The following is a 26,718-nucleotide window of genomic DNA, read 5'->3' on the forward strand; positions in this document are numbered from 1 at the left end:
TGCCGGGATGCCCTCGCCTTTGTTGACAGGTTGTCAGCCTACGCGGGGCATTGCGACGATGGCATGACTTAAATCAATTCAGACCCCAGCCAGACCCTGGTCAGCTGTGGCAGCATGGCTTCTCAATGGCTTCCTCCTTGTGAAAAAAATCATGATGCTGAGTGATTTCGACGATCTACTGCGTGCTGCTTCGGAGCAGACCGAGCCACAACGCCTGTTGTTCGTGTTCGTCAAAGCCGACCTGCCTGAATCCCCGACCGCCGATCAACATGCCCGCCATGACAGCGGTGAAGGTGGCACCCTGAGCCCGGTGCTGTGCGTGGACAAGGCCCCGCAGGAGATCGCTTCGTTCGCTGCACTGGCCGCCGAATCTGCCAGCACCGGTCTGGCCTGGGATCTGGTCTTCGTCGCCTCGCTGGACGGCCGCGCCGGCATTGCTCCCTCCAGTGATGAAGCCGCGCAGCCACTGCGTTTGATGGTCAATGCGGTCAACGACGGCCAGATCAGCCGCTTCGCCGCGTTTGACCGCGACGGCGCGCCGGTGCAGTTCTACTAGCCCGCAGCTCAAGCAGCGCCCAGTTTCACTAGGTCGCCAACTGCAGCAACAGGAAGAAGATCACCAACACGGTATTCACGCCCCATGCCACGGTCAGGCCGCGTGCGGCCACGCCATAGCCGGGGGTATGCGCACTGGGCGCGGCCCGCCACACCGTGGGAATGATCCAGCCGGTGTAGAGCAGCAGCACTGCAAACAGGCCAAGCAGCAAGCTGGTCCTGCCTTGCATCAGCGCCCATAGCGCCGCAGCCCACAACAGGTTGCTGGGAATCACCCCCTGCAGCCAGAACACACGCCACAAACGTGAGGGCGGCAGCTTGTCGCCCGGGGCACTCATCGAACTTACAGCAGTCATGATCGGGACTCCTGAGTTACGCAGCACTGTACCCGAGCTTGCGCTTGCGAGGCGGGCGGGTCAAATCCGCTGGCAATCGACATAGTGAACGCTACGACTATTGCCTGATGGCTGGTCTGGCCGCTTGTACAAACCAAACAACCGGGTTTGCCAAGCCAGGCGCCTCCGCACCGGAGCTTCAGCGAAGCTGATCAATCAGCATCTTCAAGCAGGCAACGCACCAGCTTCTCGGCCAGGCGGCTTACCTGCCTGCGGTCGACGTCGGCGCCCACCGCGCTGCGCACCATCACGCCGTTGAAGATCGCCGAGATCATGTTCATCCGCAGCTCCACCTCGGCTGCGTCCATCCCATCCGGCAGGCCGACCCGGTTGGACAGTGCCATGAACTCGCCGGTCACCACCTTGTCGGATTGCCGAAGGATGCGCTGGATGGCCGGATTGCGCGCGGCTTCGGCCGCCAGCTCCAGCTGCAGCTGCAGCTGCAGATGGGCAGGGTCCAGGCAACGCTCCACCGAATCGACGACCTGCCTGGCCACCCGGGTTGCCAGGCTTCCACCGCTCTCGTCTTCCTGCAGCTTGCGGGCAAGCTCGGAGAGGCTCTGTTCCTCACGCTTGGCGATGGCCTCGACGATGGATTCCTTGTTCTCGAAGTAATGGTAGATGTGGCCCGGGCTCATCCCGGCTGCTTTCGAGATCTTGGCGATGCTGGTGCCATGGAAGCCATTGCGTCGGAAGCAGGCACTAGCCGCGTCCAGCACCTGCTGGCGGCGTGCCTCGCCTTTTTCCTGACCAACCGGAGCGCTGCTACTCGCATTCATGAAATGAACCTGAAGATGTCCTGATCGGATTGGCGCATGACCGCCGCCACGTTGTGTAGTACGATCATTCTAACTAGAACGATCATTCTAATTCTGGTTGGACGCCTGGATGGCCACCCCGCCGCCGAGCCGAGCACAACGGAGCATGCCCATGACCACCTTGCTGAAAGACATCGCGGTGCTGTTCGACGCCAGCGAATCCGGCCAACAGATCCTGGATACGGCAACCCGGCTGGCCGGCGGCCATGGCTCGCATCTGATCGGCATCACCGCCCTGGCCCAGCAGCCAGCATCACTGCAGGCAGGTTTTGCGAAAGGCGAAGCGCTGCATGAGGTGATCGTCCGTCACCAGTCGGTGATGGCAGCGCGTGCACTTCAGCTGGGGCAAAGCTTGAACGATGCCTTGAGCCGTCATGAGGTGAGCGGCGAGTTGCGGGTGATATCGCATGCCGAGTCCAGCAGCGAGTCCTCCTTGCACGCGCTGTACTGCGATCTGCTGGTGGTGAGTCACCCGAACATTCCGGCCTCGCCTCTGACCTGGTCGGCGCCGCAGATCCTGCAGCAATCCGGCATCCCGATCCTGATCGTGCCGCGTGACTGGGACGACAAGCCGATCGGGAAGAAGGTGCTGGTCGCGTGGAATGGCAGCAGACAATCGCGCCGCGCCATCGCCGATGCGATGCCGATGCTCATCAATGCAGAAGAAGTCACGCTGTTGATCATCGACGCGGAGCGCAAGGCCGAGTTGCACGGCGATGAACCCGGCGCGGACATGGCTGCCTATCTCTCCCGCCACCACGTCAAGGTCGACCTGCAGACGGTTACCTCGGCAGGTCTTCCGGTGGCGGAGGTGATCGTCGCGCACGCAAAAGCCGCGCACTGCGACATGGTGGTGTTTGGCGCCTACAGCCGGCCAAAGTTGAGTGAAGCGCTGTTTGGCGGCGTGACCCGGACCCTGCTGGCCGAGGTTCCAGTTCCGCTGTTCGTTTCCCAGTAGCTGCAACGATCACGTCTTCTGCATCAATCAACAGCCTGGCGCACACGATCAAGCATGTGCGTCAGGCCAAACGAATCTCCTGCTGACTCTCCTTCAGCAGAGATACCTCCCGGTCTCTCCCCCGACCGCGGAGTCCTGCAGTCCATTGGACTGCGCGAATGTCGCGATGACGTCCGCGCCGGGAGGCGGTAGAGCCCCGCCTCCCGGCTTTTCGCAGATGGATGTGAAGTGGCGCAGACACGGCCTGCTAGAGCAGCACGTCAGCCGCACCTGCATGCCCATTCCGCTATGACTCGTTTCCTCGGCACAACCAGACCGGCACTGAAAAGATCAACGAATCACCGCACAAGAATGTATCGGTCCGAGCACAGGACAGCCACGCTGGCACAGTGTCATACGTAACCGTTCCGCCTAAACCGAAACGGAATGAATCACCCGTAAATCCGCGACAAACCGTCTCATCTACGCAAATACATCAGCACTGAACGACTCGTAGAATCGAAGCGCCGAGGACATCGCGGCACAACGGCTATCACCACACAGGTAGCCCGGCGAACTATTCCGTTTGAGTAACCTGCACCAGGAAACATCAATGAACGTCCGCGAACTCCTGCAGTCCAAGAAACAAACCGTAGTCACCATCGATGTGGAAGACACCATCGGCGCCGCCGCGCACAAGATGAGCGCGAACAAGATTGCCGCGCTGGTGGTGATGAAAGACGACGCACCGGTAAGCATCATTTCCGAAAAGGATATCGTGCGCAGCGTGGCCGATGACGGCCCGCAAGCGGGCCGCAGGGTCATCTCCAGCCTGCCTTCGACTGACCTGGAAGGCATCGCACCGGAAGCCAGCCTCAAGCAGGCCATGGCGCTGATGACGTATTCGCGTCACCGCCACCTGATGGTGACCGAGGGTTCCAAACTGGTCGGCATCCTCAGCCTCGGCGATATCGTCAAAAACCTGCTCAGCGAACTTGAGCTTGAGAAAGCCGTGCTGCAGGACATCTACACTGCCGCACACTGAGCTGCACACACGCTCAAGCTGAGCCTGTGCATCACACAAGCACAGGCGTCAGCTCAGCCACTCACGTGGTGTCCGCAACAGCCGCAGGGCAGCGGATGCGCGCGCTTCAGACATGCTGGCTTGTGGCCTCCGGATGAGGCCACTTGCTACAGCAGCAACTCAGCGCGGGCTGCGCTTGGCAAGTTCGATCAGCATCCGTGATGCCAGGTACAGGCGCGGCGGGATGGAATCGATCTCGATGTACTCATCGCGGGCGTGGTAACCCCAGCCGGCGAGCCCAAGGCCTTCCAGCACTGCTGCATGACCGGAGCGACCCGCAAAGCCGGCATCGGTGCCGCCGTTGGTGGTGGGATGCATCATCAGTTTGCGTCCATCGAGTTCGGCATATATCTGCTGGGCCAGATCCGCCAGCGCACGGCCGCGATCACCCGCCACGTAGATGGGACGTAGCGGCTCGATCGTCACCGTGGTGGTGGTATCCGGCACCACGTGACTCTCCTTGACCTTGGCTTGCAAGGCCGCCAGCAGATTGGCATTGCTATCGGCCTGCATCACCCGCGCGTCGCCGCCGGCTTCGGCACGTTCGGGAATCTGGTTGCGTGCAGTGCCAGCGGTAGCGGTGGTCCAGTTGAGCTGTGCGCCGGGCACGCTTGCGGCCACATCCTTGGTCTGGATTATCTGATGGGCCAGCTCGACCAATGCGTTGCGGCCCTGCTCCGGCGCGGCACCGGCGTGCGCCGACAGGCCCTGCACCGTCATCCGCACCTGCGAGGTGCCGGCGGCACTGAGCAGCACGCCCTCGTTTTCGATCACGGCCTTGGCCGGGGACGGCTCGAAGGACAGCACAACATCATGCTCATCCGCCAGTTTGGCGATGGTTTCACCCGAGCCTGGGGAGCCAATCTCTTCGTCCGGGTTGAACAACACAGTGACCGTCGCGTAATCATTCCAACCACGCGCCTTGAGCAGCGCCAGCGAATGCAGGATCACCGCGATCCCGCCCTTGTCGTCGGCAATACCGGGCCCATACAACAGGTTGCCCTTCTGCTGGAACGGCTCCTTTTCAAGAATCCCGCGGTCGTAGACGGTATCGGCATGGGCGATCAACATCACTTTCAACTTGCCGTTGCCGGTGAAGGTGCCACGGACCAGATCCGGGCCTCCGGTGGCCGAAGCGACCCGCTCAACCTTCGCATCCAACGCCCGCAGCCGCTTGTCGAGATAGGTCATCAGTTTGCCGACGCCCTCATGATCGGTAGAGCCTGACTCCACCGTCACCAGCTCGCGTAGCGTTTCGATAACGGCCGGCTGTTGCGCCGTGGCCGCGGCACGCAGCTGCGCATCCACCTGTGCGGATTGCGCCTGCGCTTCCGCACCCAGAACCCCTGCAAGCAACAATCCGTTGAAAATCGCCGCGCGTGCAATGCTCATGTGTCACTCCTGTAGTCACGGGCGCAGCGAGTTGGGCCTCGCCGCAATCGGTAATCCAATCGTGCTCGCCAACGTGTCGATAAGGCGGAGCCGCAAGCTTGGAGCTCGGCAGACAACCACCGACAGCTGGCAGCAACCAAACCTTGCTGTTCGCAGTAGCCTAGCAGCAGCCTGACACCCAAAGGTTGCACCAGCTCACAGCTGGATTCAGCAGCGGCATGCGCCCCAGCGACCCGCTCAGCGCCGCATCAGGCCAACAAGGTTGTAGCCCCCGGAACTTCCAAGCCATCGCCTGCATCCAAAACCTGTGCTGCCCCGTATGTGTCTGACAACGCCACAAGAGCACACCTGCCGTCATGCAGATGCAAAGAAAGATAGTCGGGCTTTCCGGGTGGGTCCTGGTCACCTTCCTTGCCGCTGCGCTGGGCGCACGCGCATCAGTCTCCGCCGCAAGCTTCTATGCCACCCTCGCACTGCCCGCATGGGCACCTCCGGCCGGCCTGTTTGGACCGGTGTGGACGTTGCTCTACGCCTTGATGGCGCTGGCGGCTTTTCTTGTCTGGCGTGAGCGCGGCTGGCGGGCGGCGGCACCTGCCTTGCTCCTGTATCTGACACAGCTTGGCATCAATACCTTGTGGAGCTGGCTGTTCTTCGGCTGGAAACAAGGCGCGCTCGCGTTCGCCGACATTCTGCTGCTGTTGCTGTTGATCATCGCCACGTTGATTTCGTTCTGGCGCATCCACCGGCTGGCAGCGTGCCTGCTGCTGCCTTATCTGGCCTGGGTGAGCTTCGCCAGCGTGCTCAACTACGCGGTCTGGCAGGCAAATCCAGGACTGCTGTAAACAGTAGAGGGCCGATGCGTTTGCAGGCTCACGCCGGGTCGGTGGTCCCAAGCTGGTTGATCTGAGAACACTCCACCACCGCAGGTGGATCGCGCATCTGCGCCAAGGCGATCATCGCGCGGCCCAGAATCAGGTTGCTGGTAAACACCGACGGCAACGCCGCGGCGGCCAACTGCATCAGTGGCCCACCAAACATATAGAGCGGCTTCAACATTCCATGCCGGGTGCCGGTTCCAGCTACCGGGCGCACACCGCCGGGGCGCAGCATCACCGTTCGCCCGGGCAACTTGGCCAGCGCCCGCTCGGTTTCGCCTTTGATGCGCAGGGGCATGATGTGGCTCTCCGGATCGGCGTGCGCGCCAGATACATACAGAAACATGCCCTGCGGATTCGCGGCAAACCACGTCTGTGCAACCGCCAGCGTGGTGTCCAGCGTTACCTGCCGGTACTCGTCTTCCGCAGTGCCCAACGGCGGCGCACCCGCGCAGTAGAAGCAGGCGTCGAAGCCAAGCAGGTCCGCCTGCCTGCGATGGGCCTGGCGGAAATCCTCCAGCACCAACTCCTCCGTCGCGGTCAGCAAGCCGCCAGCGCGACGCACCAACGCCACCGTGCGTTTCACGTGCGCGGAGCCGGCACAGGCAAGCGCGACACCTTGGCCAACCAGACCGCTGGCACCGGTCAACACGATCTTCAGGCGCCCGGCATCGTTCATCGTCGGCATCTCCGTGCGAACTAGAGTTTGACGAAACGCTGGATCTTGCGTGCCATCCAGCCGCTGAATACCAACGGCGCATCCAGCGCCGAGACACATATGCACGGCACCCCGGGTGCGGTCACCGGCTGGTGTTCCACGTCGGCATCCAGGTCCGCCACATCGCCGGGCGCGAACAAGCCCAGCGCATCGTTGTAAGAGCCACGCAGGATCTGGGTGAGCTCGCTACGGCCATGGCTGTGCATGGGCAGGCATTTGCCCGGCGCTATCTTCAGCATGATCAGCGACGGCATCTGCTGCGCACGGATGCACTGCACGCCCGGCGCCATCCAGCGCCAGCGCAGGCTGGCCAGCGAGTCGCCGAAATAAGGATGCAGCGACGCTGGGAGATACTCCGGGTCGGCCTGCGGACGTTCCAGTGGCGACGGCCGCTCCGGCATCGGCATCGCTGCCGCGCCCGCATCCATGAGCTGCGCGAGCATGGCAGCGCGCAGTGTTTCGCGTCGCGTATCGTCGAGCACCGGCTGGGTCTGTTCCAGCAACGCCGAGCCAACCGCTTCGGCATCGCGCAGGCGCTGCCGGCAGTGCGGACACTGCTCCAGGTGGGCCCCCGCAACAATGCTCAGCGGCGCCTGCAGCCCGCCGGCGGCATAACTCATCAAGGTGGATTCGTGCAGGTGGTGGCGCGGATTCATGATCCACCTCCGACCTTGGACTGCAGCAGCAGGAAGGCCCGCCGCAGGTGCGATTTGACCGTTCCCAAGGGCATTCCCAACGCCTGCGCGATCTCGCCGTGGCTCTTTGCTTCGAAGTAGGACATGCGCACCAGCCGCGCCTGCACCGCTGACAATTCATTGATGCGCTGGCGCAGCTTCGCATGGTCAGCGAACTGCTCGGCGCTGCTGCGGTCAAGGACATCAGCAGCGGCGGCGTTCTCGACCGCCGCCTGCACCAGCGTCCAGCTGCGCTCATGACGCACACGGTCGATGTGCAGATTGCGGGCGATGCGATACAGCCAGGTACTCAACGCGCCCTGTGCCGGATCGAATTCCCCAGCGCGCAGCCACAAACGCAGCAGGCACTCCTGCGCCAGTTCCTCGGCCACCGCCTCCGGGGCGCCCAAACCCCGCAGGTACACGCATAGACGCGGCATGAAGTGGTCGTAGATACGCATGAAGCAGTCGCGGTCGCGCAGCCGCGCTACACCGTCCATGTCACCGGCCCAGTTCATTGGCTCTTTGCTCAGCTGCTGTGAACTGGACACGATCCGGGCGGTGTCGAAGGGGGAAGGGACTTTGCGAGGGTCAGAGTACATCTGCGTGGGCAGCGTTGCAGTGAATGCGTTGTTCTTCCTACGCGTGTTGGTGGCGTTTGGATGCACCGCCCTGTCTGCATCCAGTGGCTGGCCCCGGCCGTAGGCAAGATGACCTCATTCCGGGACGCCCCCATGCGCACGGCCTGCCTGCTGTTGTTCCTGCCCTTCACCGCGTCGGCCGTCCCCCTGCTGCGCAGCGAAGGCATTGCCACAACCCGGGATGGAGCCCTGGCCTATCGCGAGGTCCATTGGCAGCGCGGTAGCGGCGATGCCGCCGAGCGCTGGGTGCAGTATCTATGCCCGGGCGGCCAGCCGTTTGCGCGCAAACACATGCAGGTCAACGGTTCCGCTCACGCACCCAGCTACCGCTGGGAGGACCGTCGTAGCGGCCAGGCGGCCACGGTGGCAGCGGCGGGAGGCGTCGTGCAACTGAACTGGAAAGAGGATGCGGCGGCGAAAAACCACGCGCGGCAGCTCCCGCTTCCGTCCGATGCGGTGATCGATGCCGGATTCGACGCTGCCGTGCGCATGCATTGGCAGCAGTTGATGCAGGGCGAGCGGCTCAGCCTGCAGTTCCTGGTACCCAGCCGGCAACGTTACTACCCGGTGCAGGTGCAGCGTGTCGGCGCCGTCCGCTGGCAGGGGATGGATGCCCAGTCCATCCAGGTGCAGCTGGATGCGTGGTACGGAATGGTCGCGCCGCGTCTGGCGCTGGTCTATGCCGATGCTGATCGGCGCCTGTTGGAATTCCACGGTACCAGCAACCTGCGCGATGCCCGCGGTGACTACCCGGTGGTGACGGTGCGCTTCGCGCAGAAGGCAGTGGAACGACCGCTTGCCCAGTGGCAGGCGGAGCTGCAGCAGGCACTGGTGCCGCGTTGTTCCGCCGCGCCAGGCTGAGCGCGATGGAATCTTCATTACGCTGCATCCAATCACTGCCGCGCTGCGTAGAGGAAGGTAGGAAATCTCTCGAGATACGCTCCATGGCATCCGCAGCGCCCCTCACCCGCCGACGCATGGCCCTGCTGCGCACGCTCCAGCGCTGGTTCGACACCACCGCTGGCGATGAGCCAACCGGCCACGCGCAGCCGGGCGATCGCATCGATTGGATGCGCGCCCTGCCCTTCGCGCTACTGCACATTGGCTGCCTGGGAGTGATCTGGGTAGGCGTGTCGTGGACGGCGGTTGGCATCGCGCTGGCCCTGTACGCCGTACGGATGTTCGCGATCACCGCCTTCTATCACCGCTATTTTTCCCATCGCACCTTCCAGGCCTCGCGCGCGGTGCAGTTCGTGTTCGCCCTTATAGGCGCCGCCAGCGTGCAGCGCGGGCCGCTGTGGTGGGCCGCACACCATCGGCATCATCACCGCCATGCCGACCAGCCGCTGGACCCGCATTCCCCGCAGCAGAAAGGCTTCTGGCGCAGCCACGTCGGCTGGTTCCTGACCCGTGAAGCCTTCGCCACCGACATGCAGCGCGTGCCGGATCTGGCCCGCTTTGCGGAACTGCGTTGGTTGGACCGCTTCGACACCGTGGTGCCACTGCTGCTTGCCGTTGCCCTGTACGCACTGGGCGCGGCGCTTGAACGCTGGGCGCCCGGTCTGCAGACCTCCGGCATGCAATTGCTGGTGTGGGGATTTTTCATCTCCACGGTGGTGCTGTTCCACGCCACCGTGACCATCAACTCACTGGCGCACCGCTTTGGCCGCCGTCGCTTCGACACCCGTGACGACAGCCGCAACAATCTCTGGCTGGCGCTGATCACTTTTGGCGAGGGCTGGCACAACAACCACCATTTCTTCCCCGGCACGGTGCGACAGGGTTTCCGCTGGTGGGAGATCGACCTGACCTGGTATGGCCTGCGGATGATGGCGATGCTCGGCCTGGTGAGGGAGCTCAAGCCGATCCCGGCCTGGGTGCTGGCCAAGACGAGGAACTGACATGCGCATCGCGATCATCGGCTCGGGCATCGCCGGGCTGGCCAGCGCCTGGTGGCTGGATGGCGAACATGACGTCACCTTGTTCGAGGCAAACAACTACTTTGGTGGCCATACCCACACCCATGATCTGCAGGTGGACGGGGTGCGGATGGCGGTGGATACCGGCTTCATCGTCTTCAACCAGCAGCACTACCCACTGCTGAGCGCGCTGTTCGACGAGCTGGGGGTGGCCTCGCAGCCGACCACGATGAGCTTTTCGATGCGCAGCGAGCGCAGCGGTGTGGAATACAACGCGACATCGCTCGATGCTCTGTTCTGCCAGCGCCGCAACCTGCTGTCGCCGCGCTTCTGGGGCATGCTGCGCGACCTGCGTCGCTTCTACCGAGAGGCACCGGCACTGCTGGATGGCGGCGCCGGCCCCACGCTTGGTGAGTACCTGCACAGCCAGCGCTACGGCGAAGCGTTCATCGAGGAACACCTGCTGCCGATGGCATCGGCCCTATGGTCTTCACCTACCGCCACCGTGCGCGACTTCCCGGCGCGCTACCTGGTCCAGTTCATGGCCAACCACCAGATGCTGCAGATGAGCGGGCGCGCACCGTGGCGGGTTGTGAAAGGCGGTTCGGCACGCTACGTCGACGCCCTGCGGGCGCGCTGGCAGGTACGTGAGCGGCTCTCGTGTCCGGTATTGGCGGTCGAGCGGACCCCATGGGAAGTGCGGGTTCACAGCACCGCGGGCGTCGAGAGCTTTGATGAAGTGATCATGGCCTGCCACAGCGACCAAGCGCTGAAGCTGCTCGGCGATGCGAGTCCACTCGAACACGATGTACTGGATGCCATCGACTACCAGCGCAATGAAGTGGTACTGCATACCGATGCATCACTGCTGCCACGCAACCGCAAGGCGTGGGCAGCATGGAATGCGCATGTTCCGCAGGATCCGAACGCGCCATGCACGGTCAGCTACTGCATGAACCTGCTGCAGGGCCTGCCTGGCGACACGCCGCTGGTGGTCACACTCAACAACAGCGCACAGATCGATCCGGCCAAGGTGCTGCGCCGTATGCAGTACGCACACCCGGTACACAACCACGCTGCAATTGCCGCGCAGCAGCGCTGGGCCGAAGTACAGGGCCGGCGCCGCACCTGGTTCGTTGGTGCCTACTGGGGCTGGGGCTTCCATGAGGATGGCATTCGCAGTGCCCGCCGCGTGGTTGATGCACTTAGTGAACGCAGGCCGACAGCTTCCCGCCGCCGACAAGCGGAGCTGGCAACATGAGTGCCAGCGCCATCTATATCGGCCATGTGGTACACCGCAGGCACCTGCCGCACCCGCATGCTTTCCGATACCCCATCGCCCAGCTGCTGCTGGACCTGGACGAGCTGGATCAGGTCTTTGCCGGGCGCTGGCTATGGTCGGTGAACCGCCGCAACCTTGCCGAATTCCGCCGTAGCGACTATTTCGGCAACCCGGCGCAACCACTTGCCGACGCCGTGCGCGACCATGCGGCGCCCGTGCTCGGTCACCGGCCGGCCGGACCGGTGCGATTGCTTACCCATCTGCGCGTTGCTGGCCACGTATTCAATCCAGTCAGCTTTTACTACTGCTACCAGGCCGATGGCGTCACCCTGGAGTGCATCGTGGCGGAGATCACCAACACCCCATGGAAAGAACGCCACGCCTATGTGCTGCCCGCTGCAACCGCGCAGAACAACGGCCGTGCGTTGCGCTGGCAGTTCGACAAGTGTTTCCACGTTTCGCCGTTCATGGCGATGGATTGCAGCTACGACTGGCGCCTCACCGCGCCTGGCGAAGACCTGCAGATTCATATGCAGGTCTGGCGTGAAGGCCTGCGTCAATTCGACGCCACCCAGTCCATGCAGCGTCACCCGCTCGATGGCACCGGCTTGGCACGGGTGCTGGCCTGCTACCCGCTGATGACGCTGCAGGTTGTCGCCGCCATCCACTGGCAGGCATTGCGACTGTGGCTGAAGCGCAACCCGGTCCACGACCACCCTTCCCTCGCCGAGAAAACGCGATGAACCAGATGACTTCCTCGGTAGCCCTTCCGCAACCCGGTGCGCTGGATGCGCTGCTGCGGCGCCGGCTGCTGGCCGAACTCACACCACTGCGCGATGGTTGCCTGCGCGTGCGCGATGCGCTCGGCGAGGTGGTGCTGGGCGACGCTTCAGCGCAGCTGCAGACCACGGTGACCATCGACGACCCCGCGTTCTACCGCAAAGTGGCCGCACAAGGCAGCGTGGGCGCCGGCGAAAGCTATATCAATGGCGATTGGCGTTGCGATGACTTGGTAACACTGGTGCGCATATTGGTACGCAATCGTGACCTGCTGGATGGCATGGAGCGCGGCCCTGCACGTATCGGCGGCTGGCTGCTGCGTGGCTGGAGCCGGCTGCGCCGCAACAGCCGCGAAGGCAGTCGCCGTAACATCGCCGCGCACTATGACCTCGGCAACGATTTCTTCTCGCTGTTCCTGTCGCCGGACCTGATGTATTCGTCCGCCCTGTTTGCAGACGAAAACACATCGCTGGAGCAAGCTTCGCAGCGCAAGCTTGACCGCATCTGCCAGCAACTGCAGTTGCAGCCGGACGACCGGGTGATCGAAATCGGCACCGGCTGGGGTGGCTTCGCCGTGCACGCGGCGCGCCACTACGGCTGCCATGTCACTACAACCACCATCTCGGCGGAGCAGCACGCACTGGCTGCGCAGCGCGTGAGTGAGGCCGGGCTGCAGGATCGGATCACCCTGCTGATGCAGGACTACCGTGATCTTGAAGGCCAGTACGACAAGCTGGTCTCGATCGAGATGATCGAGGCCATAGGTGCCGAGTACCTGGACACCTACATGGCCACGCTGCAGCGGCTGCTCAAGCCCGATGGCGTTGCCCTGCTGCAGGCGATCACCATTGAGGACCATCGCTACGAGCAGGCCCGGCGCAGTGTGGATTACATCAAGCGCTTCGTATTCCCCGGCAGCTTCATTCCCTCGATCAACGCCATCCTGACCGCGAAGACGCGGGCCAGCGATCTGCAACTGGTGGCCCAGCACGACTTCGGCTACTCCTATGCATTGACCCTGCGTGCCTGGCGCCAGCGCTTCATGGCACAGCTGCCTGCAGTGCACGCACAGGGCTTCGACGTGCGTTTCTGCCGGCTCTGGGAGTTCTATCTCGCCTACTGCGAGGGTGGCTTCCTGGAACGCTCGATCGGCGTATCGCACCTGCTGCTGGCCCGGCCCGGCTATCAGCCCGCAGCCAACGCCGGGCAGATCAGCTGATATGCCCCGGACCCTGCTCAATCTGCTGGGCAACCAACTGGTCTGGCTGTGCGCCGTGGCCGGTGCGGGTCGCGGTTGGCAATGGCCGGCCCTGCTGGCCGCGGCGCTCTACATCGTCAGTCAGCTTTACAGCGCCGCGCAGCCGCGAACCGAGCTGCGCTTGCTGCTGCTGGCACTGGTCTGCGCCTGGTTGGTTGACGGGCTGGCGGCGGCAAGCGGCCGCGTCGACTACGCCGCTGCACCATTTGGCTGGGCACCGCCGCCGTGGATCATGGCGTTGTGGGCAGCGTTTGCGATGACCCTGACTTCCTCGATGGCCTTCCTGCAACGGCATTGGCTGCTGCCGGTGACGTTCGGGCTGCTGTTGACACCGCTGGCCTATCTATCCGCCGCACGCGGCTTTGATGCTGTGCATCTTGCTGCGCCCGCTTGGCAGGGATTGCTGCTGCTTGGCATCGGCTGGAGCGTGGCGCTGACGCTGCTGGTCACGAGCGCACGCCGCTGGTCCCAGAGACCCACCCGAGCTCCACTGACAGGTGCTTCCACATGAGCAATCTAGGCTGGGTGTTGTTGTACGCCGTGGCGATCATGCTCTGGGGCTGGGCCTGGCAGCGCCGCCATCGCAATATCGGCATCGTCGATGTGCTCTGGGCCAAGGGCCTGGCCGCTGCTGCCTTATTGCTAGCATGGCTCGGCGACGGCGCAGCCTTGCCGCGCATCAGCTTGGCCGTGCTCGGTGGATTGTGGGGAAGCCGTCTTGCCCTGCATCTATGGCAGCGCGTGCGACACGAGTCCGAAGACGGCCGCTACAAGTATCTGCGCGAACACTGGCACAGCCACCAAGGCAAGATCTTCGGATTTTTCATTGCCCAGGCGCTGTTGATAATGCTGTTCGCGCTGCCGTTTGTCGCGGTGGCCAGCAACCCGCGCACCGATGGCTATGGCTGGGTAGTCGCAGCGGCTTTGGTTTGGTTGTTGAGCGTGCTCGGCGAATCAGTAGCGGACCGCCAGCTCGCGCGTTTCCGTGCTGACCCAGGCAACAAAGGCCGCACGTGTCGGCAGGGTCTGTGGCGCTACTCGCGACACCCCAACTACTTCTTCGAATGGCTGCACTGGTTCAGCTACGTGCTGCTGGCGGCCGGTTCGCCGCTGTGGTGGCTGGCATGGGCGGGACCGGTGCTGATGTACCTGTTCCTGCGCTACCTGAGCGGCGTGCCGTTCACCGAGGAGCAGGCGCTACGCAGCCGTGGCGAAGACTACCGCGCGTACCAGCGCAGCACGTCGATGTTTTTCCCGTGGTTTCCTCGCACTGCCAAGGAGCAATCGCCATGACCGCAGCCACGCCACTGGATTCCACCATCCATGCCGAGCCCGGGCTGACCGGCTGGGCCGAGCGCGGCTGGTTGCCGGATGCCGCCCTGCGTTGGGGTATCCGCCAGCTGTGCGCACAGCGACTGGAAGAAGAATCGGAAGAAGGCCAGCAAGCGCAGTCGGACCGCTTCAGCCGGCGCATCGCCGAGTTGTCCAGCAGCCCGGTAGCCCTACATGTGGATGCTGCCAACCGCCAGCACTACGAAGTACCCGCTGCATTCTTCCAGGCCTGCCTTGGCCATCGCCTGAAGTACAGCAGCTGCTACTACCGCACCGGCACTGAAACCCTGGACCAGGCCGAGGACGCGATGCTGGAGCTGTACGGGCAGCGCGCCGGCCTCGCCAATGGCCAGCACATCCTTGAGTTGGGCTGTGGCTGGGGCTCGCTGACCTTGTGGATGGCCGAGCGCTACCCGGACGCGCACATCACCGCGATCTCCAACTCACACAGCCAGCGCCAGCACATCCTGGCCCAGTGCAAGGCGCGCGGCTTCGCCAACGTCGAAGTGCTGACCATCGACGTCAATCAACTGCAGCTGTCTGCCGCCACCTTCGACCGCTGCGTATCGGTGGAGATGTTCGAACACATCCGCAACTACGAGCGCCTGCTTGGACGCATTTCGCGCTGGCTGAAGCCGGATGGCGCGTTGTTCGTGCATATCTTTGCCCATCGCACGCACATGTATCCGTTCGACACGATCGGCGAGGACAACTGGATGGGCCGCCACTTCTTCACCGGTGGGCTGATGCCGGCCGCCGATACCCTGCTGCATTTCCAGCGCGATATGCAGCTGCAGCAGCGCTGGCTGCTGGATGGCAGCCACTACCAACGCACCGCCAACCACTGGCTGCAACGGCAGGATGCCGCACGCGAGCAGGTCATGCCGCTGCTGGTGCAGACCTACGGCAGCGACGCCGCCGCACGCATCTGGTGGCAGCGGTGGCGCATGTTCTGGATGGCCTGCGCGGAGCTGTTCGGTTACGACGACGGCCAGCAATGGCTGGTGGCGCATTACCTGTTCCGTCCACGCTGAAGGCAGGCCCGACCATGCGAACCCTTCCAATTCTGTCGATGCTGTCCATTGCCTTGTTCGGCGCTGGCTGCAGCAACCTGGACACCCGCCCGATCCCGCGCCCGGCGTCGGTGGATGTACCGCGCTTCATGGGCGATTGGTACGTGATCGCGCATATCCCATCGCGGCCCGAGCGCGAAGCCTTCGATGCGGTGGAAAGCTACGCGATGCGGCCCGACGGACGCATCCAGACCACTTTCACGTATCGCAAAGGCAGCTTTCAGGCGCCACTGAAATCAATGCACCCCATCGGCAAGGTCGAAGCTGAAGGCAAGGGTGCGGTCTGGGGCATGCAGTTCATCTGGCCGATCCAGGCCGAATACATCATCGCCTGGGTGGACGATGGCTACAGCCAGACCATCGTCGCCCGCAGCAAACGCGACTACGTCTGGTACATGGCGCGCACCCCACAGGTTTCGGCGGCGGATTACCAACGTGCAGTGGAGCGCATCAAGGCAATGGGCTATGACGTAAGCAAGCTGCGGCGGGTGCCGCAGTCGGTTCGGTGATCACGCAAGCACCAAAGCAGCTATGGAACTTCAAATTCAAAGCCCTTCTTTCTCTCGCCAACCACAGCAACTTCGCGAAAATTCAATTCCGAATCAACTTCGCAAACTCTTCGTCCCCACCTTTCCCTCTCACTACCATCGTGCCAACGAATGACAACCTGCAGGCGGCCATCCTCGGTAAATTCAGCCGATTGAAGTTTCATCAGTGCAACCCACGGAGACGGCCAGAAATTCAACAACCGATACTTGACCTCTCTCGCCACATCCAGCAGAACAAATCGCACCGATTCAAACTCCGTTTCCAACGAAAGTACAAATCTTCGGCCATCAGTACCTCTGCGAAATTTACTCACAACATGAGAGTAGACAAAATTCGTAGATAGAACCTTTTCCTCGACCTTTCCCACACAAAGGCGATCCATACAACCGGCGGAAGATAATTTATACAGAGCATTGGCAATTACATCGCTCAGTGACCGCTCAAAAAACTCCCGCCCATTGTCAATTGCACTTGGATAAAACATCTCCTTGACCGCAGTGATCCCGCCGATGACCTCCCGGTCCCACGGATGGTCATGGGCTCCAAGATAGATGTTCAATTTTGCAATCCCGGCTGCTTTTATTTTCTCCTGATAAACAACACATGAGTAGATGAAATCAACGTTGTTTGAGAGCCAAATCCATTCAGCATCTCGATCGTAGTCAACGGTGTGGAAATTGATATCCCTGAAATATCTCATCTTCCTTTCGGCTCCCCTCGATGATTTCGGTCCGGCGCTTTGCCGCCATTCGCAACGGCATGCCGCGTAACCGCGTCCTGTTCGATGTTGAAAATATTTCATCGAACAGCCGGTTATCCCGGAACGATTCCGCAATGAGCCATCTGCTGCTGCCCTGGCCACGCGCTAAATGTAACGGCATATGCCGCATCCAGGGTCATCGTCTTCAGCGCTTGTCTTGGCGGTATGCGACAGCGGCCAACCCAATAGTTCCCGGGCATGGCAGTCGATCAACAATACCAAACTCAGGCAGCCGTCATCGCCACCCCAGATACCGCACAGATGTCCGGGGACAAGCTCGGACCAAGACGCACAAAAAGCCCGCATTTCTGCGGGCTTGTCATGAATTCTGGACTTGCCTGGACGCCATGGGATCAGGCGATGGTGCGCTTATCCGACCCAAATAGTCGATACAACCATATGTTTTAAATGAAATTAAAATAGAACTCACATTGAAAATACCCCCACTTGTACCCCTTAGTTGATTGGATGCTATTGGACTTACTTGGACAGCAGCGCCGTTTGTCGAAGAAACCCCTCTTAGCCGAGCATCTCCTGCAACATGGCCTGGTCCGGACTGAGATCGGCAACCAACTGCTTGAGCTTGGGGCTTTCCTCTTCCAGCAGCCTTAAACGTTTCAACTCTGAAGGCCCGAGCCCGCCGTACTTCTTCCGCCATACGTAGAAGGTGGCCTCGGTAATACCCACCCTCCTGCAGATCTCGCCCGCTGCCGTTCCCAGCTCCGCCTGCTTCAGCGCGTAGGCAATTTGCTCCTCGGTGAAAACGGGACTTCTTCATGCCTGAAGCCTCGTTCGTCACGGGGCCCAATGCTACCGACGTCTCTACTTTAGCCTGCACTAGTTTTCTGGAGGTGGGTCAGTTCACCTAAGAAAAACGCCGCGCCCCTCACGGGATCGCGGCGTTTTTACCCATTTTGGCCTGTCGGCAGACTTAGGCTATGGCGATTCTCCCATGCTCTTAAATGCATGAAGTCTCGCCATTATGTAGTAGCCGAAGTTTGCCAACTCCTTCTCGTCGAACTCCAATCGATCGAACTGAACCTCATCGATTTCCTTTGTTGTAATTAGTTCTCGCTGTAGCCAGTTTTTTTGTAGGGGTAGTTGTTGCTCAACGTCATCCAGGGTCACGAACATTCCTACATCGCTGGCAGTTAGCCGTACGAGAATTCCGCGCTTTGACTTTTCAGAATTCATAGTTTGTCCCAAGGTGGCAGCGGGGCATCTATACCATCGTCCCTTCCGCTCAGGCAGTTTCCGTATCGAGCCATTGCTTGCTGTCGGCAGACTTCGTATTCCTTCTTTCCGAATCGCCTTCCCAGTACGCTGCAAGTCGCCAAATCACGTTCCAAGTTCTCGTTGCATCGCTTCTCGCGATCATCCTCATCCGGGCACATCGCCTGACCAGCGAGGTTGCCCAGTATTCCTCCCGCTGCTGCGCCAACGGCGCCTCCCAGAATGCTTCCACCCGCTGCACCACCCGCGGCGCAAACAGCCGCACCCGGACCAGACGGGCTGCAAATTATCGCACCTCCAGCTCCGCCCAATGCACCGCCACCATAGTAGCCAACAACTCCACCACAAACCGCTCCGCCTGCGGCATAGGCAGCAATGCATGCTTGATCTTTCGCCAAACCAAGATAGTCGGTGAAGGCCAAGGGGTTTGACCCCACATAGGCGTACGAACTGATCCCCCCCCACAGCCCGATTGGGTCACTTTGGATATATCTCCCGGTGCCCGTCTCGTAATCTCGGAAGTAGTTGTAATTGAGACCACTGGCCGCATCGAAACGTTGCCCGGGGAAGCGCATGTCGAGCGTAAACGAAATGCTGTCCCCATCGGGGTCTTCGTTTGGAGCGCTGTCGCCGAAAGCTTCGCCTTTCAGGTCCCAGGTCCACACAGCAACATCCCGAGTGGGCTCGATGACCGCACGCGGCGTACCCAGGTGATCTGGCTGGATATAGTGGAGGCGTCCGGTTGCCGGCGAGGCCCCGACGAGCAGGCCGACCGGAAGATCGTCCATCCAGATCACCTGCTGGATCGGCGAGCCAGAGCCGTCATAGTCGCCAAGCCAGTGGCCGGCCTCGTCGTAGACGCTGTAGGTGCTCGAGCTACCGAAGTAGCTGCGAACCCGTTCTCCGGTGCCGTTGTAGGCGTACTGGCGCAGGATGACACCGCTCGTCTTTACTTCACTCAACCGGTTGGTCGCGTCGTAGGTGAACGACTTCGCGGTCCCGCCGATTGACGTCGTGTTGCCCACCGCGTCATAGCCACGGGCGGCGGCGTCAATGGTCGCGAGACGATGGCTACCCGGTGTGTACAGATAGGCCTGGGTACCCGCGGCGCTGGCGAACGAGGTACGGTTGCCGGTGGCGTCATAGGTGTAGGCGTCGATCGGCGCCCCTGTCACACCGTCGCGGAATGCAGTCAGACGGTTGAGATTGTCGTAGTCCAGGGTGGCCCGCGGCGGCGATGCCAAAGCACCGTCATGCAGCCGCTGCAGGTTGCCAACGGCGTCGTATGCGAACCCCGCGTCGAGACCGCCCGAGGCAGCATCGAGGACCGATGCGACACGGTAGTCCAGGTCAAGGGAGCGACCCAAGTGTCGGCCGTTGCCATAGCTCCATCCCGTCGTAGCGCCGAAGGGCGCGTAGGAGGCCCCGCTCAGCAGCACCTCACGGCTAGCTCCCGGGCCGGTAACGCCAATCTGTGCGATCCGCTCCTGCGCATCACGCCCATAGTCCACCACAGTCCCATCCGGGTACGTCAGAGTGAGCAGGTCGCCGCTTGGAGTGTAGGTGTAGCGCACTACGAACGTGAGCCCGTTGGTGACCTGGACCTTACGCGCCAACTGGCCGAAACGCTCGTAGCAGTAAGACGTGCTGCCGCTGGCGTCTACGATGCCGGTAAGCCGGCCAAGCGCGAAGGTTTCACCGCTACCGCATGCCGAACCCACGGTATCGTACTGGTAGATCACCCCTAAGGTCGGCGCACCGGCGAAGGTGGCACTGGTCACCCGGTTGAGGACGTCATAGCCGTAGGCCGAAGCTTGGCCGCGGGCGTCAGTTTGATCGGTACGATTGCCGCCACTGTCATAGCCGTAGGTGGCGATTCCTGTGTCCGGGCTATCCAGCTGCAAGAGATCGCCAAGCGCGTTGTAGGTGTAGTGCGTCTGCAAGCCTTTGGGATCTGTGATCTGGATGATCCGGTCTAAGGGATCGTAGGTAGTCACGGTTTGCGCCGCGATGCCACTGACGTCCTGCACTGTGCGGGCAAGTCGGTTCAGTGGGTCATACTGATGACTGGTGACGCGACCCAGCGCATCGATGATCGTGGTCGGGTTACCATTGCCGTCACGCGCGTAGTCGGTTGGGTTGCTGGAAGCGTCAGCCGTGGTTTCCAACCTACCCAGTACGTTGTAGACCCGATAAAGCGAGTGCCGAAGGATATTGGCTGCGTCGTGTGTTTCCTCAGCGACACGATTGCCAGCGGCATCAAGCGTGTAAGCGATGTACCCGCCATCACTGTCCTTAATCCGTACCAGCCGTTGTGCGATGTCGTAGGTGAAGTCCAGGTAGGCACCGTCGGGCTGGGTGATTCGCTGTACGCGTCCGTTGGGCCAGTACGCCATCCGGGTAATGCGATCGTCAGTCTCGACACTGTTGTTGAGGCCACGGACCTTCATTGCGATCAACCAGCCGCGCGGGTGGTACTCGATGTCGGTAATCACGCCATTCGGGTCGGCGATGGACAACGGGCGGCCATTGCCGTCGTACCGGAGAAACTCGGTAACCCGACCCAAAGCGTCAGTGACCTTCCACAGGTCGCCTTTACGATAGAGGCAAGTCGTCGGCGACGAGGCGCAGGTGCTGTGATTGGCTTGGTAGTAGGTGTATCCGGTCAGGTCGGTGACGTCCGCGCGTGGCCCGTCCACGCTGACCGGCAGGCCGACGAACGGACAGGCGCCGCCGCTGACGCCGCCGGCTTCGCAGTAGGCGTAGGTGACAGTACGGCTGATCGTGGCTACCGGGTCGATTCGGGTCTGCGTGAGGATCTGACCACGGGTGTTGTAGGTCAGCGTTTCCCTAGCCACCATGGTGCCGCTGGCGTCGTAGGTACGATGTTCTACTGGCTGACGGAACGTGGCATGCCAATCGGTCTGCACCGTCCGCTTGCTGCCCGTGGTATCGGTGGCCGCTTCCACGCGCTGGGTGAGCAGGCCCCGCGTGTTGTACGTGGTTTGGGTGACATTACCCTCAAAGTCGGTGGCGCTGGCCGGGTAACCGTTACTGTCGTAGGTCCGCGCAGCAGCGGCGTTGGCGCAGCCATCGCAGGGTGCGTCGAGTGCGGTGAGCCGGGCGACTCGTTGGCTCGAAGCAAAGGCATAATCGCGGACCTGACCCAAGCTGTCAGTGATTGTTGCCGAGCCGTCCCCGTTGAACTGCAGCGCCGTGCGATCGGCGGTGCCGGTTGCGTAGGGGCCATGCACGCTCAGCACCGCACGTCGGTTCGCGTCGTATCCCCAGCTTGCGAAGCGGTTTCCGTTCTCGTCGGTGATCCCGGTCAGGACATGCGGCTGCGACACACCGCCGGTCTGGCCCAACTCGTTGTAATGATACGTACGAATGTTGGTGCCTGAGATAGCGTTTGGATAGGTAGCGCTGACCAGGTCGTCGCCGCTGTAGCCGAAGGTGACGATCGCCCCGGCGCTGTCCGTCAGCGTGACGAGCTGGCCCGCTGATGAGTACCCAAAGGTCAATGTCCGCCCCTGCGGATCGGTAACCCGAAGGAGTCTGGCCCCCCCCGTATAGGTCAGTGCCTGCGCGAACCCTTCTGGAGAGGTGATCGTTGTCAGCTGACCGAACTCGTTATAGGTCTCTACGGTATCGTCCGCCCGCCGGTACGTTGCCGAGACCAAGGCTCCGCTGGACACCGTGGCGGTCAGACGCTCCGGTACATCAGCGTCACCGACCCAGTTGGAGCCGACTAGGTTAAACGTCTGGATGGCGCCGTTGGGTCGATACACGCGGATGCGCGTGACGGAGCTACCCACGAACATCGGCACCACTCTGGCCGCATAGCTGTGTGTCCAACCAACGCCGATCGGCAGACGCCGATTGTCAGGCACCCGATGGCTGTTGTAGTACCGCGTGAACTCCAGAGGAAACATGCCGGTACCGAGGTAATCCGGCTCGCGCTGACGCTTGTTGCCAGTGGCGCTGGCGATGGGATTTGACTGGTTGCCACCGTCGGCGGGGCAATCATTGTTGCACTTGGGGATTCCGCATTGCCCGGTTTCCGGGTCGGCCAGACCGCCGAGCGGACATGGCGGCGCGGTGCCGTTCGGGCCGTAGACCATCACGTCCACGATCTCGACCCCGAACCAAGTGTTGAACTGCCTCTTCTGCAACGTACCGCGGCAAATGACCTCACCGCCGAGGTCAGGCCCGACGTAGGCCGAAATGATGCGGTGCGGCAAGCTACTGGCGGCCGTGTATCCGTCCAGGCGGCGCTGCAACTCACCTGTGAGGCAGGCTTCCTCGCTGTTGGGGAAGCGGGTCTGGTTGGGATCGGCCCGCGAATCAAGCCAGTAAGTTTCAGCGTTAGCCGATGCCGTGAACAGCAGCAAAATGCTCGCGATCCAGCATGTAAGCAGCGAACGTAGAGTCAAAAAGGTACGCATTGCCGTCGTCCTCCATGAACGAGGCAGACGCGGTCAGCAGTAGGGACCGACCGTGCTGCCATGCAAGTCGAAATCACCTTCGTCAGCCGAACCACCCCACCGGTGGCTCGTCCCCCCTAGCGCGGCTCACCGAGCTAGGGCGTCTGATTAATCCATTCCCAAAAGAATGTCAACTTCACTCGGGCCAGCTGGGTGCACATGCAGTGTGCGAGCAGCCATTGTGTGCCGGAAGGAGCCCTTCCCTATTCCCGATAAACATCCCTAATCAACGGCAGCCTAACGCCTGCATCTCAGAGCCGGGACTGGAAGAAGGATGCCAGGACGGCCACTGCTTCCTCGACATACTGCGGCACGTCGTAGAGCGACATGTGGTTCGCGCCATCGACCACATGGAACTGCTTGTCCGTGCTTGCCGCGCGCGAGTACAGATCATCGCTCATCCATTTGCTACCGGCCACGCTGCCGACGACGATCTGTATCGGCTGGGTCAGGAAGGCCTCGGCTTTGTGGTACGCATCGTAGGTGATGATCTGGCCCAGGCTGCGTGCGGTCGCAACGCCCGGTGCATTCGGATGTTGCGCACGCGGCGTGTGATAGTACTCCCATGCTTCGGCCAACTCGGCATTCGGTGCATCTTCCTTCTTCAATGGCGCCAGAGGCATGGTCGCAAACCCCTTGTCACCCGCGTCAGCCGTCCGCGCATCGGATCCAGCCTTGATGTAGGGAGTCGCATCGATGTCTGTTACGTTGTTATCCCAGCCATTGCGGAACATCTGCCCGATGTTCACCGCGCTGACAGTGCCGATTGCCTTCAGGCGACGGTCATTGATAGCTGCGTTCACGGTGTAACCGGCACCCGCACAGATACCCATCGCACCAACGCGCCCGGGATTCACATAAGGCAACGTGGTCAGATAATCCAGCACGGCACTGACATCCTCGGTGCTGACATGCGGATTCTCCAACTGGCGGGGTTCTCCCGTGCTTTCACCCTGGTACGAACGATCGAATGCGATCGTGACCAGCCCCTCCTCTGCCAGCTTGTGTGCGTAGGTGCCGGCAGTTTGCTCCTTCACTCCACCACCGGGGTGTGAAACGATGACCGCTGCATACTGCTTCGACGCATCGAAACCGTCGGGATGGTTGATGATGGCCGACAACGTGATGCCTTGGCCGTTGCGGTTCGGGATGTTGATCTTGTTGGTCTTCATTGCTGTATTTCCCGGATGTTTCAATAGAACGACGGCTTGTCGCCATCGGTATCGGGTTTGTTGACGCCCAGATTGGCGCGCACATAAAGCGTCGGTTCAACGATGATCTTGGCTATCAGGTCCGCGACACTGCGGCGTGATACTTCAGTACCCTTGAATGTCTCGCCCTTGGATGTGATTTCGTAGTCCACGTTGTTCGCGTCGGTCAGCCAAGCTGGGCGCAATAACGTGTAGTCCAGTCCCGACGCCTCGATGACGTCTGCTGCGCGGCGGAAAGGCTTGAGTTCTTCGCCGATCATCGTCTTGTTCCACTTCTGGAACTTCCCCGGCAACTCGTCGTAGATTCCCAGCGACGTAACGAAGATAAGACGTCTGACATGTACTGCCTTCATCGCCGTGATGACGGCGTTTGCCTGCTCATCGATGTCCTCGCCAGTGAGGTTGGCGTAGACCAGAGCCTGTCCTTCCATCGCACGGGCCAGCACGATTTTGTCCAGAACATCGCCTTCCACGATGCGGGCATTGGCAGGAACACGATGCAGCTTGCGGACATGCCTCGCGAGCAGCGTCAACCGGACCTTGCCCTGGTTACTCAACATGTCGGTCACCTGGCGGGCGATCTGCCCGCAGGCCCCCAGGATCAGGACGTTCTCAAGCATCTTCCCCTCCCGGTCACCGACTAACGCGCCAAGTGCTGCTTGAAGAACGGAACCACACGCTCCAGCGCCTTGCCGACAGGACCCGGCTGATCATAGAGCTCGTAGTGGGAGGTGTTCGCCACGACCACCAGTTCCTTGCTCTTTGAAGCTGCACGACCGTAGATTTCCTGACCATCGCGATAGGCCCCGAAACCGCCGGGCTGGTCCCCCATCACCACGATCATCGGCGTGGTCAGCAGCGTCTCGGCCAGATGGAACGCGTCCCAGCCTACGGCCGCACTGCGATGCGAGAACAATGCTCTCGTACCGGCACCATCGTTCACGCAGCGGTTGCGGTAATAGTCGGTAGCACCCAGCACATCGATATCGCTGATACCAGCCTGCGCCGCGGCCTCCAACGAAGGTGGAACGAACAGATCGACCTGGAGATCGCTACCGCGCGCTTCTGCAGTGCGTTGTTTCGCCATCGCCTCAAGCGCACCAATCGGGTCATAGCCACTGAAGCCTTCACGACATAGGCGTCCGAAGTTCACGCCGGTGATGCTCGCCAATGCCTTGATACGGCGTTCGGTCATGGTGATGTTGATGGCATAGCCACCGCCACCGCAGATTCCAAGTACCCCGATTCGGTCTTCATCCACATATGGCAGGGTGACCAAGTAGTCCACGACGTGACGGAAGTCCTCCACGGCCAACGTTGGATCCTCGATGTAGCGTGGCTCGCCGCCACTTCCGCCCTGGGTGCTGCGGTCAAACGCAATCACGACGAAGCCCGCTTCAGCCAGTGCCTTGCCATAGACGTTCCCCGAGGTCTGCTCTTTGCAGCTCCCTATGGGGTGCGCGCTTATGATGGCTGGGTATTTCTTCCCCTTGTCGAAGTCGGGAGGAAATTGCAGGGTCGCCGCAATGTCCCAGTACATGTCGCTGTTGCGGAAGCTGATCGTTTCCATTGCTGCTTTCCTGTCGTGGCTGGGGGCCGATGCGGCCCGACAGGTGCAAGGTACGCCCGTCAATTGGTAGCCGGAAGACCAGATTTGACACAACACTGATAAGCAGAAATTTACAATAAGGAATGGATCCTTCCCTCCTTCCCTCGCTGGCCTGGTTCGCCCATATCGTCCACCACCGCAGTTTCACCCGGGCGGCAATGGAGATGGGCGTGTCGCGGGCCGCGCTCTCGCAAAACCTCAAGGCACTGGAGAAACAGCTGGGGGTGAAGCTGCTCTACCGCACCACGCGCGACATGTCGCTTACCGAAGCCGGGCAGCAGCTGTTCAGCACGCTGCAACCGAAGCTCGCCGAGATCGAGCACGCAGTCCGCCATCTGGGAGACGCCAGCGGTGAGCCATCCGGCCTGGTCAAGGTCAATACCTCACGGATGGCCGCTAAAGCATTGATCGAGCCTCATCTGGTGGAGTTCTACGCCCGCTATCCCAAACTGCGGCTTGAACTGATCATGGCTGAGCCGTTGTCGAACATCATTGCCGACGGATGCGACGCAGGCATTCGGTTGGGACGCAGCCTGGCCGATCACGTGGTCGCGGTGCCGGTGACGCCGCCACTGTCGATGGCAGTGGTTGGTTCACCCGCATACTTCGAGCAGCATGGCACTCCCAGGACCCCTGCCGACCTGGGCCAGCACAACTGCATCAACTACCGGTACTCCGGCAGCGGCGCACTCCACGACTGGGATTTCAACGAGCCTGGCAGAAAGGGGCAGCACTTCACGCAAGCAGTCACTGGCAACCTCACCACCAACGATGATGAAGGCATGACCCGCGCCGCACTACAGGGCTTGGGCCTGATCCAGCACATTGATATTGGGATTCATCAGCACTTGGTTGACGGAAGCCTGGTCCGCGTCCTGCGCGAGTGGATGCACACTCAGGCGGGCTTCTACCTCTACACGCCGACGCGTGAGCAGATGCCCGCAAAGGTGCGGGCATTGCTCGACTTCCTTGTTGAAAAGCGCGATGAAATCTTACTCACCTAACCATCGGCCTGTTACCGGACATATCTACCTGGAGCAGGAGTACTCTGCCCAAGTCTATCCACAACAGGAACCCCTAATCTCTCGCCCCTCCGTTAGAGAGCTTCTGCTGCTATCCGACAAGTAGAGTCGCCG

General features: G+C 61.6%; 26 protein-coding genes and 1 pseudogene. 14 read left to right on the forward strand and 13 right to left on the reverse strand.

All coding sequences use genetic code 11. The annotated features are described in order from the left end of the window. The first annotated feature begins 151 nt into the window (after positions 1–151). A complete protein-coding gene (locus tag ACVOLZ_RS03660) occupies positions 152–556 on the forward strand; it encodes a ribonucleotide reductase subunit alpha (protein ID WP_481515078.1) in 405 nt (134 codons plus the stop codon). A 28-nt stretch (positions 557–584) separates the two neighbouring features. On the opposite strand, the gene ACVOLZ_RS03665 is transcribed toward ACVOLZ_RS03660, so the two are convergent. Together ACVOLZ_RS03665 and ACVOLZ_RS03670 are read right to left on the reverse strand one after the other, a co-directional pair. Continuing rightward, positions 585–911, reverse strand: a complete 327-nt coding sequence (locus tag ACVOLZ_RS03665) for a hypothetical protein (RefSeq protein ID WP_481515079.1) — start codon at positions 909–911, stop codon at positions 585–587. Between the two features lie 191 nt (positions 912–1,102). Continuing rightward, the gene (locus ACVOLZ_RS03670) at positions 1,103–1,729 is read right to left on the reverse strand and encodes a TetR/AcrR family transcriptional regulator (protein ID WP_481515080.1); all 627 of its coding nucleotides are present in this window, start codon (positions 1,727–1,729) and stop codon (positions 1,103–1,105) included. 151 nt (positions 1,730–1,880) lie between these two features. Between ACVOLZ_RS03670 and ACVOLZ_RS03675 the strand changes: the two genes are divergently transcribed. Next, positions 1,881–2,726, forward strand: coding sequence for a universal stress protein (locus tag ACVOLZ_RS03675; protein WP_481515081.1), 846 nt, complete (start codon positions 1,881–1,883; stop codon positions 2,724–2,726). A gap of 592 nt (positions 2,727–3,318) precedes the next feature. Beyond that, positions 3,319–3,750, forward strand: a complete 432-nt coding sequence (locus ACVOLZ_RS03680) for a CBS domain-containing protein (RefSeq protein ID WP_481515082.1) — start codon at positions 3,319–3,321, stop codon at positions 3,748–3,750. A gap of 159 nt (positions 3,751–3,909) precedes the next feature. On the opposite strand, the gene ACVOLZ_RS03685 is transcribed toward ACVOLZ_RS03680, so the two are convergent. Continuing rightward, a complete protein-coding gene (locus ACVOLZ_RS03685; RefSeq protein WP_481515083.1) occupies positions 3,910–5,181 on the reverse strand; it encodes a glutamate carboxypeptidase in 1,272 nt (423 codons plus the stop codon). Between the two features lie 356 nt (positions 5,182–5,537). Here ACVOLZ_RS03685 and ACVOLZ_RS03690 point away from each other — a divergent pair, with 356 nt between their 5' ends. Further along, positions 5,538–6,023 carry a TspO/MBR family protein gene (locus tag ACVOLZ_RS03690; protein ID WP_481515084.1) on the forward strand — a complete coding sequence of 162 codons (486 nt, stop codon included), beginning with the start codon at positions 5,538–5,540 and terminating at the stop codon, positions 6,021–6,023. Positions 6,024–6,051: 28 nt separating this feature from the next. Here ACVOLZ_RS03690 and ACVOLZ_RS03695 read toward each other — a convergent pair whose 3' ends face one another. The 3 genes from ACVOLZ_RS03695 to ACVOLZ_RS03705 are packed head-to-tail and all read right to left on the reverse strand — an operon-like array spanning position 6,052 to position 8,050. Next, positions 6,052–6,735, reverse strand: a complete 684-nt coding sequence (locus ACVOLZ_RS03695) for a Rossmann-fold NAD(P)-binding domain-containing protein (RefSeq protein WP_481515085.1) — start codon at positions 6,733–6,735, stop codon at positions 6,052–6,054. A gap of 20 nt (positions 6,736–6,755) precedes the next feature. Beyond that, complete coding sequence (locus ACVOLZ_RS03700; protein WP_481515086.1) at positions 6,756–7,430, reverse strand: ChrR family anti-sigma-E factor; 675 nt, start codon at positions 7,428–7,430, stop codon at positions 6,756–6,758. Further along, positions 7,427–8,050: a sigma-70 family RNA polymerase sigma factor gene (locus ACVOLZ_RS03705; RefSeq protein ID WP_481515087.1), complete on the reverse strand. Its 624-nt coding sequence runs from the start codon at positions 8,048–8,050 to the stop codon at positions 7,427–7,429. Before ACVOLZ_RS03705 ends, ACVOLZ_RS03700 begins: the two co-directional genes overlap by 4 nt. A gap of 132 nt (positions 8,051–8,182) precedes the next feature. Between ACVOLZ_RS03705 and ACVOLZ_RS03710 the strand changes: the two genes are divergently transcribed. The 9 genes from ACVOLZ_RS03710 (at position 8,183) to ACVOLZ_RS03750 (ending at position 16,242) form a co-directional block, all read left to right on the forward strand. Beyond that, positions 8,183–8,950: a hypothetical protein gene (locus ACVOLZ_RS03710; protein ID WP_481515088.1), complete on the forward strand. Its 768-nt coding sequence runs from the start codon at positions 8,183–8,185 to the stop codon at positions 8,948–8,950. Positions 8,951–9,033: 83 nt separating this feature from the next. After that, the gene (locus ACVOLZ_RS03715) at positions 9,034–9,990 is read left to right on the forward strand and encodes an acyl-CoA desaturase (protein ID WP_481515089.1); all 957 of its coding nucleotides are present in this window, start codon (positions 9,034–9,036) and stop codon (positions 9,988–9,990) included. A 1-nt stretch (position 9,991) separates the two neighbouring features. Continuing rightward, a complete protein-coding gene (locus ACVOLZ_RS03720; RefSeq protein ID WP_481515090.1) occupies positions 9,992–11,269 on the forward strand; it encodes an NAD(P)/FAD-dependent oxidoreductase in 1,278 nt (425 codons plus the stop codon). Next, on the forward strand, positions 11,266–12,033 hold the full coding sequence (locus tag ACVOLZ_RS03725) for a DUF1365 domain-containing protein (protein WP_481515091.1): 768 nt from the start codon (positions 11,266–11,268) through the stop codon (positions 12,031–12,033). The genes ACVOLZ_RS03720 and ACVOLZ_RS03725 overlap by 4 nt, the downstream gene beginning before the upstream one ends. Next, a complete protein-coding gene (locus ACVOLZ_RS03730) occupies positions 12,030–13,289 on the forward strand; it encodes a class I SAM-dependent methyltransferase (RefSeq protein WP_481515092.1) in 1,260 nt (419 codons plus the stop codon). Before ACVOLZ_RS03725 ends, ACVOLZ_RS03730 begins: the two co-directional genes overlap by 4 nt. A gap of 1 nt (position 13,290) precedes the next feature. Beyond that, entirely contained in the window at positions 13,291–13,839 is a 549-nt protein-coding gene (locus ACVOLZ_RS03735) for a DUF2878 domain-containing protein (protein WP_481515093.1), read from the forward strand. Then, the gene (locus ACVOLZ_RS03740) at positions 13,836–14,621 is read left to right on the forward strand and encodes a DUF1295 domain-containing protein (protein WP_481515094.1); all 786 of its coding nucleotides are present in this window, start codon (positions 13,836–13,838) and stop codon (positions 14,619–14,621) included. The genes ACVOLZ_RS03735 and ACVOLZ_RS03740 overlap by 4 nt, the downstream gene beginning before the upstream one ends. Then, the gene (locus ACVOLZ_RS03745; RefSeq protein ID WP_481515095.1) at positions 14,618–15,694 is read left to right on the forward strand and encodes an SAM-dependent methyltransferase; all 1,077 of its coding nucleotides are present in this window, start codon (positions 14,618–14,620) and stop codon (positions 15,692–15,694) included. The genes ACVOLZ_RS03740 and ACVOLZ_RS03745 overlap by 4 nt, the downstream gene beginning before the upstream one ends. Before the next feature lie 38 nt (positions 15,695–15,732). Beyond that, positions 15,733–16,242, forward strand: a complete 510-nt coding sequence (locus ACVOLZ_RS03750) for a lipocalin family protein (protein WP_481515145.1) — start codon at positions 15,733–15,735, stop codon at positions 16,240–16,242. Between the two features lie 20 nt (positions 16,243–16,262). Here the strand turns inward: ACVOLZ_RS03750 and ACVOLZ_RS03755 are convergent, their stop codons facing one another. From ACVOLZ_RS03755 to ACVOLZ_RS03785, 7 genes and pseudogenes are all read right to left on the reverse strand, one after another. Beyond that, on the reverse strand, positions 16,263–17,084 hold the full coding sequence (locus ACVOLZ_RS03755) for a hypothetical protein (RefSeq protein WP_481515096.1): 822 nt from the start codon (positions 17,082–17,084) through the stop codon (positions 16,263–16,265). 483 nt (positions 17,085–17,567) lie between these two features. Continuing rightward, positions 17,568–17,820: pseudogene (locus ACVOLZ_RS03760) on the reverse strand (transposase); the annotation flags it as partial. Positions 17,821–17,978: 158 nt separating this feature from the next. Continuing rightward, the gene (locus ACVOLZ_RS03765; protein ID WP_481515097.1) at positions 17,979–18,236 is read right to left on the reverse strand and encodes a hypothetical protein; all 258 of its coding nucleotides are present in this window, start codon (positions 18,234–18,236) and stop codon (positions 17,979–17,981) included. Beyond that, the gene (locus ACVOLZ_RS03770; RefSeq protein WP_481515098.1) at positions 18,233–22,723 is read right to left on the reverse strand and encodes an RHS repeat-associated core domain-containing protein; all 4,491 of its coding nucleotides are present in this window, start codon (positions 22,721–22,723) and stop codon (positions 18,233–18,235) included. Before ACVOLZ_RS03770 ends, ACVOLZ_RS03765 begins: the two co-directional genes overlap by 4 nt. A 290-nt stretch (positions 22,724–23,013) precedes the next feature. Continuing rightward, positions 23,014–23,934, reverse strand: coding sequence for an alpha/beta hydrolase (locus ACVOLZ_RS03775; protein WP_481515099.1), 921 nt, complete (start codon positions 23,932–23,934; stop codon positions 23,014–23,016). Positions 23,935–23,954: 20 nt separating this feature from the next. Further along, entirely contained in the window at positions 23,955–24,593 is a 639-nt protein-coding gene (locus ACVOLZ_RS03780; RefSeq protein WP_481515100.1) for an SDR family oxidoreductase, read from the reverse strand. A 20-nt stretch (positions 24,594–24,613) separates the two neighbouring features. Continuing rightward, positions 24,614–25,543, reverse strand: a complete 930-nt coding sequence (locus ACVOLZ_RS03785) for an alpha/beta hydrolase (protein ID WP_481515101.1) — start codon at positions 25,541–25,543, stop codon at positions 24,614–24,616. A gap of 122 nt (positions 25,544–25,665) precedes the next feature. Here ACVOLZ_RS03785 and ACVOLZ_RS03790 point away from each other — a divergent pair, with 122 nt between their 5' ends. Then, on the forward strand, positions 25,666–26,586 hold the full coding sequence (locus ACVOLZ_RS03790) for a LysR family transcriptional regulator (RefSeq protein WP_481515102.1): 921 nt from the start codon (positions 25,666–25,668) through the stop codon (positions 26,584–26,586). Positions 26,587–26,718: the final 132 nt, after the last annotated feature.

The sequence above is a fragment of the Stenotrophomonas sp. STEN020 genome (assembly GCF_056760195.1).